This is a genomic window from Rhodoplanes sp. SY1 (genome assembly GCF_046000175.1).
Classification (GTDB): domain Bacteria; phylum Pseudomonadota; class Alphaproteobacteria; order Rhizobiales; family Xanthobacteraceae; genus Rhodoplanes.
Map to the genome: position 1 here is coordinate 1 of NZ_JBEOMB010000123.1, position 9,457 is coordinate 9,457.

The following is a 9,457-nucleotide window of genomic DNA, read 5'->3' on the forward strand; positions in this document are numbered from 1 at the left end:
CGGGCGCCGGGGCGGCCGGGCCGTCGGCCGCCGGAATCACCGTGGTCGGCCGGTGCGACATGCCGGCCAGCACCGACAGCAGAAGGCTGGTGACGAAGAACGCCGCCGCCAGGATCGCGGTCGCCCGGGTGAGCGCGTTGCCGGAGCCGCGGTTGCTCATGAAGCCGCCGCCACCCCCGATGCCGAGCGCCCCGCCCTCCGAACGCTGCAGGAGCACGAGCCCGATCAGGGCGAGCACGATCATCAGGTGGATGACGATGACGACGGTCTGCATGGAACGGTCCGCTCGAAACGACGCTGAAAAATCCCGGACATTCGGCCGAGGCTCGCCCCGCCTCGCGATTCCGGGGCGGGGGCCGACCGGCGACATATAGGGGCGGCGCGCCGCGTCTACACGATCCCGCCGCGCTTTTCCACCCGTTCGGCCCGGAAAAGCGGCAGACGGGCCATGGCGAGGTCGTCGCAGGCCCCAATGGTCCCGTTATGAAACGAGCCTCGTGTCCCGGGCGCGGCGCACCGCGCCGTGACCCGGGACCCAGGGCGATCGCATGAGGGCTTGGCCGGACTGTCGTCTCCGGGGCCCCTGGGCCCCGGCTCTGCGGTGCGTCGCGCCTGCGGCCCGACGCGCCTTGTCCGGGGCACGGCGCCATAGGGTGCGCGGCGTCTCAATACACCACGACGCTGCGGATCGATTCGCCGGCGTGCATGAGGTCGAAACCGCGGTTGATGTCGGTGAGCGGCAGCGTGTGGGTGATCATCGGGTCGATCTCGATCTTGCCCTGCATGTACCAGTCGACGATGCGCGGCACGTCGGTGCGGCCGCGGGCGCCGCCGAAGGCCGAGCCCTTCCACACCCGCCCGGTGACGAGCTGGAACGGCCGCGTCTGGATCTCGGCGCCGGCCGGCGCCACCCCGATGACCACCGAGACGCCCCAGCCGCGGTGGCAGCATTCGAGTGCCTGGCGCATCACCGTGACGTTGCCGGTGCAGTCGAACGTGTAGTCGGCGCCGCCGATCTGGTCGGCTCCGCGCTTGGTGAGGTTCACCAGATACGGGACGAGGTCGCCGCCGATCTCCTTGGGGTTGACGAAGTGCGTCATCCCGAAGCGCTCGCCCCAGGCCTTCTTGTCGTTGTTGATGTCGACCCCGATGATCATGTCGGCGCCGACCAGCCGCAGGCCCTGGATGACGTTGAGCCCGATGCCGCCGAGCCCGAACACCACGGCGGTCGCGCCCGGCTCCACCTTGGCCGTGTTGATCACGGCGCCGACGCCGGTCGTCACCCCGCAGCCGATGTAGCAGACCTTGTCGAAGGGGGCGTCCTCGCGGATCTTCGCCACCGCGATCTCGGGCAGCACGGTGAAGTTGGCGAAGGTCGAGCAGCCCATGTAGTGGTGGATCGGCTTGCCCTCGAGCGAGAAGCGCGAGGTGCCGTCCGGCATCAGCCCCTGCCCCTGGGTGGCGCGGATCGACGTGCAGAGATTCGTCTTCCGCGAGAGACAGGACGGGCACTGCCGGCATTCCGGCGTGTAGAGCGGGATGACGTGGTCGCCCGGCTTCACCGAGGTCACCCCGGCGCCGACCGCGCGGACGATGCCGGCGCCCTCGTGGCCCAGAATCGCCGGGAACAAGCCCTCCGGGTCGGCGCCCGACAGCGTGAACTCGTCGGTGTGGCAGATGCCGGTCGCCATGATCTCGACCAGTACCTCGCCGTCGCGCGGGCCCTCGAGCTGCACGGTCGTCACCTCGAGAGGCTTTCCCGCCTCGAACGCCACCGCCGCCTTCACGTCCATGCTGTCTCTCCTCGAATGGCTCGCCGAACGATCCCGACCCATAGCAGCGGATTCGAGCCGCGCCCAACCCCGCCGACCGGCGCCACGGCCAAGTCCGTGGCGCACGTCCGTGGCGCACGACCGCAGGACGGTCGAAACCGGATCTTCACCCTCCCGGGCTACCTTTGATCGAAACCGCCTAGACCGGCAGGGTCGTGAGTCCCCGCCACCCGCGTCGCGCCGCGTGGGCCGAGACGACGAGCATGCGCTTCGACCTACCGACCCTGTACACCGTCGCGATCCTGGCGACCGCGGTCAGCGGCCCGATGCTGCTCGTCGCGTGGTGGCAGAACCGGACGGCGGTGACGCTCGCTTGGTGGAGCGGAGCGACCCTGCTGCTGGCCGTGGCGGCCGTGGTGGTCGTCGGCCGGGGCGTGGTGCCGGACGAGGTCTCGATCGTCGCCGGCGGCAGTCTCTGGCTCGCCGCCTACGGTGGAATGTGGTGCGGCGCCCGCGTGTTCGCCGGGGCGCGGCCGCGGCTGGCGGTGGCGATCTTCGGGGCCGTCGCCTGGGTGATGCTGTGGCAGCTGCCGGCCTTCCGGGACTCGCAGGAGCTCCGCCTTCAGACGTTCTCTGTCCTGGCGGTCGTCATCCTGGCGCTGACCGCTCGGGTCTATGCCCGGGTGCCCGACCTCCGATCGGCGTCGCGCGGCCTCGCCGTCGGCCTGCTGTCCGTCCAGGCGGCCCTGTATGCGGTGCGCATCCCCTTCGCCGCCTGCTTCGTCTTCCCGGTGCCGGTCGACCAGGTCGGGATCGTGTTCCCGCTGTGGACCATCGCCCTGTTTCTGACGGCCGATTCGATGCCGTTCCTGGTGATGGCGATGGTGAAGGACCGGGTCGAGATCGAGCTCCGCCGCGACGCCCTGCGTGATCCGCTGACCGGCGTCGCCAACAGGCGGGCCTTCTTCGACCGCGGCGAGCGGACGCTCGCCCGGATGCTCGCCGACGGACGTCCGGCGGCCCTGCTGATGGTCGACCTCGACCTGTTCAAGCGCATCAACGACCGCCTGGGACACGCCGCCGGCGACGCCGCGCTGCGGCTGTTCTGCGACGGCACTGCCGCCCTGCTCCGCCCGACCGACCTGCTCGCCCGCACCGGCGGCGAGGAGTTCGCCTGCCTGCTGCCGGGCGCGAACGTGGCCGACGCGGTGCAGATCGCCGAGCGCATCCGCGACTGGTTCGCCCGCCAGGGTCCGGCGATCGGCACCGCCGATCCGGTCTCGGTCAGCATCGGGGTCGCTGCGACCGGTGCGCGCGCGCACGACCTCGCGGCTCTGATGGAGTGCGCCGACCGCGCCCTCTACGCGGCCAAGGCGAACGGCCGCAACCGGGTGGAGTGGAGCGCGCCGGAGCGTGGCATCGGATCGGCGGCTCCGGCGCTCGTCGGCCGCGCGCCGGCCGATCTCGGCACGGCATGACCGGAGGGGGCGAGATGGTTGACGATTCCTTGCGGAAGCCGCTCCAAGTTTTACGCAATCTGGAACAGGACTCTCATCGGAATCGGCTAGAACCGAACCCTCGCGCCGTGCCAAATGGACGCCGCGACCGGATCCTCGATGCACATTGATCAGCCCACCCTCTTCGCCGTGACCGCGTTCGCCGCGGCGACCAGCGGCTTCATGCTGCTGTTCGCCTGGCTGCAGGATCGCACCTCGCCGACGCTCGGCTGGTGGGGCGGCGGCCTGCTGCTGGTCGTCGTCGGCACCGGCCTCGTGGTGCTGCGCGGCGTGATCCCGAACGAGATCTCGATCACCCTCGGCAATCCGATCCAGCTGTTCGGCTACGGCATGATGTGGACGGGCGCCCGCGTCTTCGAGGGACGGCAGCCACGGTTGGCCGTGCTGCTCGCCGTCTCGGTCGGCTGGATGGTGGCGTGCCAGTTCGACTTCTACTGGACCGACATGCCGTTGCGCATCCGCGTGTCGGCGATCCTGATCTCGTCTTATCTGCTGCTCGCGGCGTCCGAGTATCTGCGGCCGAAGAACCCCGAGCTGGTCTCGCGCTGGCCGACCATCTTCATCCTTCTCCTGCAGGCCTTCGGGGTGCTGATCCGCATCCCGATCGCCGAGAAGCTCGTCTTTCCGGCGCCCGAGAACTCGTTCACGGCGACCCTGGTGCCGCTCGGCGCCGCCGGGCTCGTGCTGTTCTCCTTCTCGCTCGCCTTCCTGGTGATGGCGATGTCGAAGGAGCGCCTGGTGCTCGAGCACAAGCGCACCGCGCTGGTCGATCCGCTCACCGGCGTCGCCAACCGCCGCGCCTTCTTCGAGCGCGGCGAGCGCGTCCTGCGGCGGCTGCTCGCCGACGGCGGCGAGGCGGCGCTGCTGATGCTCGACATCGACAAGTTCAAGCACGTCAACGACACGTTCGGCCACCAGGCCGGCGACCGCGTGCTGTGCGCCTTCTGCGACACCGCCGAACGGGTGCTGCGGCCGACCGACGTGCTCGGGCGGACCGGCGGCGAGGAGTTCGCCTGCCTGCTGCCGGGCGCCAGCCTCGCCGAGGCCTTCGCGGTCGCCGAGCGCATCCGCATCGAGTTCGAGGCGTGCCGGCTCGATCTCGGGGCGGTGCGGCCGACCTCGACGGTCAGCGTCGGCGTGGTGACGACCAGCGACGTCGGCGGCAGCCTCGCCGCCCTGATGGCGGTGGCGGACCGCGCCCTCTACCGCGCCAAGGCGAACGGCCGCAACCGGGTCGAGACGCTCGCCGGCCCGTTCCTGGCCACCGCGCCGGCCGGCCACATGACCGACCTGGCGCTCCCCGCGACGATGCTGCGCGAGGACGGCCGCGACGCCGCCGGTGGCGCCCGCACCGCCGGTGCCTCCGGCGGCGGCCCCGGCCGGCACGGTGAATCGGCCGTCGCGTGACCCGGGAGGCCGGCGCGGTCGCGGACCGCGCGACCGCGCTCCGCTCGCGGATCTCGCCGCGGGAGTGTTCCGCCGGGAATCTCCCCCCCCCCGGAAGGCGGAGTCGATTTTTCGCTCCGATCGGCTATAAGACCGTCCTGCCCGGCCCGTCGCTCGACGACGCCCCGCCGGGCCGACGCGCTCGTAGCTCAGCCGGATAGAGCATCAGACTTCGAATCTGAGGGTCGGGAGTTCGAATCTCTCCGAGCGCGCCACTTCGGTACAAAGCTGGGAACGCCAAAACCCGCCGTTTTCCCGCCTGAGACGGCGACCAGCGTGCGAAGCAGCTCGCATTTCGAGCCCATGATCCGAACTTCCTTTGCATCGACCTCGACGCGCTGGGCGAACGCGCGGAGGTAGTCGCGGCGGTAGCCCCCGCCATCGGTGCGCATGTGCTTGCGGGCCTGCCTGGCGAAGGTCGCGACTGCCGGCGGGGTGATGACCGGCCCCGCGCGGGAAGCGGCTTCTTCGGCCCGCTCCGCGTCGAGGCGGGCCTGGTCGCGGACGGCCTTGAGTTCGGTGATTCGGTCCTTCAAAAGCGGGTCGGTCAGGTCGGCGATGCCGCTCTCGATCGCGTCATAAAGGCGCCCGAGCTTGGCCTCGGCCTCGGCGGCGCACTTGCGCAGGTCGGCGATGTGGGCGGCCCGGCGTTCCGCGCGCTCCTCCCGGCGGTCGAGCACCGTCGCAAGGATCGCTTCGAGGCGGACGGGTTGCAGAAGCCGTCGTTCGACGTGGTCGGCGACGAGGGTGTCGAGCTTCTCCATCGGCACGGTGCGGCCCTTGCAGCCGGTCTGGCCCTGCCGCGCCTTGGTGGAGCAGGTGTAGTACCGATAGCGCCCGCTCTTCCCGGTCCGCAGCGTCATCGCCCCGCCGCAGGCGGCGCAGAAGCAGATGCCCGTGAGCAGGGTCGGACCGCTGACGATCCGCGGCGCCGTCAGCGCCGGGCTGCGGGTCTTGAGCAGGGTCTGGACGGCCTCGAAGTCTGCCGGGTCGATGATCGGCGGCACCGCCATCTCCACGACGTCGGTCTCGGGCTTGCGCTCGCGCGTCTTCCAGAACTTGGTGTTGAACCGGTGGCGGCCGACATAGGTCGTGCGGGTCAGCACCTGGTGGACCGCCGCGATGCCCCAGCGCCCGCCGTCGCGGGTCAGGATTCCGGCGGCGTTCAGGTGGTTGGTGATCGATTTCACCCCCATCGGCCCGGAGTTGCCGTCACCCTCGCGGGCGAGGCGGAAGATCAGCCGCACGGTCTCGGCCCGGATGGGGTCGATCTCCAGCATCTTCTTGGTCCGGTTGCCGTGCTGCTCGCCGGCCTCGACGATGCGGTAGCCGATCGGCGGTCGCGCCCCGTTCCAGAACCCCTGGCGTGCGTTCTCCGTCATCGCCCGCAAGGTGTGCTTGGCGTTCTCCTTGGACTGATACTCGTCGAACAGCGCCATGATCTGCCGGATCATGTTGCTCATCGGGTCGTCGCCGAGCTCCTGGGTGACGGAGATCAGCCGCACCCCGTTCTTCGCGAGGCGGCGGACGTAGAACTCGAGCTGGAACTGGTCGCGGAAGAACCGGCTGAAGCTGTGGACCACGATGGCGTCGAACGCCGGCGGCTTGGCGGTGGCGGCATCGATCATCCGCTGGAACTCGGGCCGCCGGTCGTCGGTCGCCGACATGCCGGGCTCGACGTAGTCGGCGACGATCTCCCAGCCGCGCCCCTCGCAATGGCGCTTCGCCTGCCGGCGCTGGTCCGGGATGGACAGGTCGCTGTCGGCCTGCCGCCCGGTCGAGACTCGCAGGTAGAGGGCGACGCGAACCGGGGTGCTCATGCGATCGTCTCCAGCGGTCAATGACGGGTCGAGAACAGCTCGTCGAACAGGTCGCCGAACCAGGCTTCGAACACCTCGATCTCGGCTTCGGTGACGGGCACCTCGTCGGGCCAGTCGTCGGTCACGGTCCAGGCACTCGGATCGCTCGTCGCGGGTCGGCCGGGGCGTCGAGCCGGCGGGCGGGCATAGTCGTAAAGATCGTCCGGCACCTCACCGGGGACGGGGGTGTCTCGGGCCTTGGATTTGCGGGGGCGCGTCATGACGGAAGTCTGGCATGGGACGCCCGCCGCGAGAATCCACAAACTCTGCGCTGCGCCACCCCGCTCCCTGCTCGCGACGGGAGCGTTCTCGCTCGCGGAAGGCCCTGATCGCTCGGCTGCCAAACGCCGGGCCGGCGGGCGGCGGTCAAGGCCTCGAGCCGGCAACGCCGGGCGCGCGCAGCGCGAGCCTTGACGGCTGTCTGCCCGGTCCGGCTCGGCTCGCCCGAGCGGTCAGGACCCACCAGCCAACCCGGCGGGTGGTCGTCGCAATGGCGCCATGCGTCTCGGCTCCGAACATCCCGCCGCGGCAGCAACTCTCCCTACAGGTCAAGTGCCTCGATTCGCGGCAGTGCCGTCGCAAGGGTTGGAATTATTAAATAATCCTTGTCACGTGGCACATGTAGATCGTGGCAGTGCTGGTCCACGTCATTGACCGACCGACCGTTTCGGGCCGCGCAGTGCCGGCCCTTTAATCTTGCAATCAAACGGTTGAGGAACTGCTCCTCGTCGTTCATGCGAAGGTCTTCGATGGAACGTTGTCATGGAACGCGGCGAGATTGGATACGCTCGAACCGGTTTTGCCGCTGGTCTACTGCAGCCAATCCGTCGAATCCTTGGCAGTCGACTTGCATCATACGTCACCGTCCGTTCGCCGAATTGGCGTTCGGCGCTGGTTGAAGACAGCACGATTCGTGAGATGCCGGTCGTCGGGATGCGTGCTGTCGTCGACGTGATTCGTTGAGGCCGTCGGTGGCGAGGGCGGGCGACGATCATCACACCGAATGGTCCTGCCCGTGCCGATCACGACATGCCGAGCGGCCGTCGGCTGGCGTCCGCCCGAATGCTCGGATCGATGGTTTTCGACAGGAAAACCGCGACCGATCGACCGGGCCGAGCGGCCCGGCCTTGATCCGACCATGCGCAGGGCTACCCTTTTTGCAGTGATTCTCCGTTGCGGCTGCACGCCGCCGACAGCCGCGACGTGGTCATGGTGAGCTCCGCACCGCAAGGCGACCTGTTCCCGACCGGCTCGGCGCACGAGGCGGACGGGTGGATCGTTCAGCTGTACGCGACCTTCGACGACCCGGACCGCACCTGCGGGTTCCTCGACGTCGCCGAGGCGGCGATCGAGGCCTGTCCGGCCGACCCGCGCATCCTGCGACTCGCCGCCGCCGCGGCCGTGCTCGACCAGCGTCCGCAACGCGCGCTCGCGTTCCTCAAGCGAGCGTCCAAGCGCTACCTGACCGACGGCACCGATCACCTGCTGCACGCCTTCGCGCTGTTCCAGTCGGGCAAGCGGGTGGCGGCGCGCGACCTCCTGGAGCGCCACCGCCTGACCGAATGGCCCGAGGCGATCCGGGTCTTCCCGGGTGGGCGTGAGCGCTTCCGCTGGCTGGTCGACATGCTCGACGCCGTGATGGGCCGCGAGGCGCGCCGGCCCGGCCGCCGCCGGGCGGCATCGCCGACCCGTGGCCCGGCGCCGCGCGGAAAGCCGGCACCCGCCGCCAAGCCCGCACCGAAGGCGGCCCCCGCTGCCGAGCCCTCGTCGGTCGCGCCGCCCGCCCCGGCGCGTGCGCCGCGCGCCGCCGCGGCGCGGTCCGCGCCTGGGTTCGAGCCCATCGTCGTGCCGCCCTTGCCGACGATCGAGATCGACATCCCGTTCACGGTCGCGTTCGATCCGGCGCCGCTCACTGCGGCCCTGGCGCGCGCCCCTGAGGCCGACGGCCGCTGGTCCCTCTTACGCGAGCGGCTCGCCCATCTCGGCCTCGCGCAAGGGTTCGACGAGCTCCTCTGCCTGCCGCATCTCGCCGGGGTCGAGCCGCTGTGGCACCAGACCGAGACGGTCCGCAAGGTGCTCAAGCAATTCCGCGGCCGGGTGCTGCTCGCCGACGAGGTCGGGCTCGGCAAGACCATCGAGGCCGGCATGGTCTTGAAGGAGTATGCCCTGCGCGGCATGGCCGAGCGGATGCTGGTGCTCACCCCCGCCTCGCTGGTCGGGCAATGGCGCGAGGAGCTGGAGACCAAGTTCGGCCTCGCCTGCTCCACCACCTACGATCCGCTGCTGCGCGAGGATCCGGCGGCGTTCTGGCGGCAGAAGCGCGTGATCGCCTCGATCGCGGCGGCGCGCCGGCAGGAGCACGCCGACCGCCTGCTCGCCGAGCATTTCGACGTCGTGGTGGTCGACGAGGCGCATCATCTGCGTGACCGCACCAGCCGGAGCTGGACGCTCGTCGACGCCCTGAGCAAGCGGTTCCTGCTGCTCCTGTCGGCGACCCCGGTGCAGAACGACCTCGTCGAGCTGTACAATCTGCTGACCCTCCTCAAGCCCGGCATCTTCAAGACGCCGAAGGAGTTCCGCACCGCCTACATGACCCCCGGCAAGCCACGCCAGCCGGCCAATGCAGAAAAGCTGCGCGAGCTGATGCGCGGCGCGATGATCCGCAACACCCGCGCCGTCGTCGCGCTGAAGCTGCCGCGGCGGCACGCTACGACGATCCGGGTCGACGCCTCGCCGGCCGAGGCGGCCGCTTACGCCGAGCTCGCCGACGCGGCGCGAAGCCTCGCCGCCGACGGCGGCCCCGGGCGTCACCGGCTGGCCCTGCAGCACCTGCTCGGCGCCGCCGGATCGTCGCCGGCCGCGG

At 70.3% G+C, this 9,457-nt stretch carries 5 protein-coding genes, 1 tRNA gene and 1 pseudogene; 4 read left to right on the forward strand and 3 right to left on the reverse strand.

The genetic code is table 11. From position 1 onward, the window contains the following. Together secG and ABTU92_RS24365 are read right to left on the reverse strand one after the other, a co-directional pair. A partial coding sequence (secG, locus tag ABTU92_RS24360; protein ID WP_408094206.1) for a preprotein translocase subunit SecG occupies positions 1–274 on the reverse strand: 274 nt, incomplete at its 3' end. A gap of 391 nt (positions 275–665) precedes the next feature. Continuing rightward, the gene (locus ABTU92_RS24365; protein ID WP_408094207.1) at positions 666–1,793 is read right to left on the reverse strand and encodes an S-(hydroxymethyl)glutathione dehydrogenase/class III alcohol dehydrogenase; all 1,128 of its coding nucleotides are present in this window, start codon (positions 1,791–1,793) and stop codon (positions 666–668) included. A 242-nt stretch (positions 1,794–2,035) separates the two neighbouring features. Between ABTU92_RS24365 and ABTU92_RS24370 the strand changes: the two genes are divergently transcribed. The 3 genes from ABTU92_RS24370 to ABTU92_RS24380 all read left to right on the forward strand — a co-directional run bounded on the left by ABTU92_RS24370 (position 2,036) and on the right by ABTU92_RS24380 (position 4,950). After that, entirely contained in the window at positions 2,036–3,250 is a 1,215-nt protein-coding gene (locus tag ABTU92_RS24370) for a diguanylate cyclase (protein ID WP_408094208.1), read from the forward strand. A gap of 138 nt (positions 3,251–3,388) precedes the next feature. Next, positions 3,389–4,696 (forward strand): GGDEF domain-containing protein, encoded by a 1,308-nt coding sequence (locus tag ABTU92_RS24375; RefSeq protein ID WP_408094209.1) that lies wholly within the window; start codon positions 3,389–3,391, stop codon positions 4,694–4,696. A 177-nt stretch (positions 4,697–4,873) separates the two neighbouring features. After that, a tRNA-Arg gene (locus tag ABTU92_RS24380) sits at positions 4,874–4,950 on the forward strand. Positions 4,951–5,523: 573 nt separating this feature from the next. Here the strand turns inward: ABTU92_RS24380 and ABTU92_RS24385 are convergent. Continuing rightward, a pseudogene (locus ABTU92_RS24385) lies at positions 5,524–6,555 on the reverse strand (recombinase family protein); the annotation flags it as partial. Between the two features lie 1,248 nt (positions 6,556–7,803). Here ABTU92_RS24385 and ABTU92_RS24390 point away from each other — a divergent pair. Next, positions 7,804–9,457 (forward strand): DEAD/DEAH box helicase (locus ABTU92_RS24390; protein ID WP_408094210.1); only part of this gene is annotated, 1,654 nt, incomplete at its 3' end.

Bases quoted from the DNA above. Each gene is read 5' to 3' on its own strand.
- ABTU92_RS24375 (WP_408094209.1), top strand. From the start codon at position 3,389: ATGCACATTGATCAGCCCACCCTCTTCGCCGTGACCGCGTTCGCCGCG.
- ABTU92_RS24365 (WP_408094207.1), bottom strand. From the start codon at position 1,793: ATGGACGTGAAGGCGGCGGTGGCGTTCGAGGCGGGAAAGCCTCTCGAG.
- ABTU92_RS24370 (WP_408094208.1), top strand. From the start codon at position 2,036: ATGCGCTTCGACCTACCGACCCTGTACACCGTCGCGATCCTGGCGACC.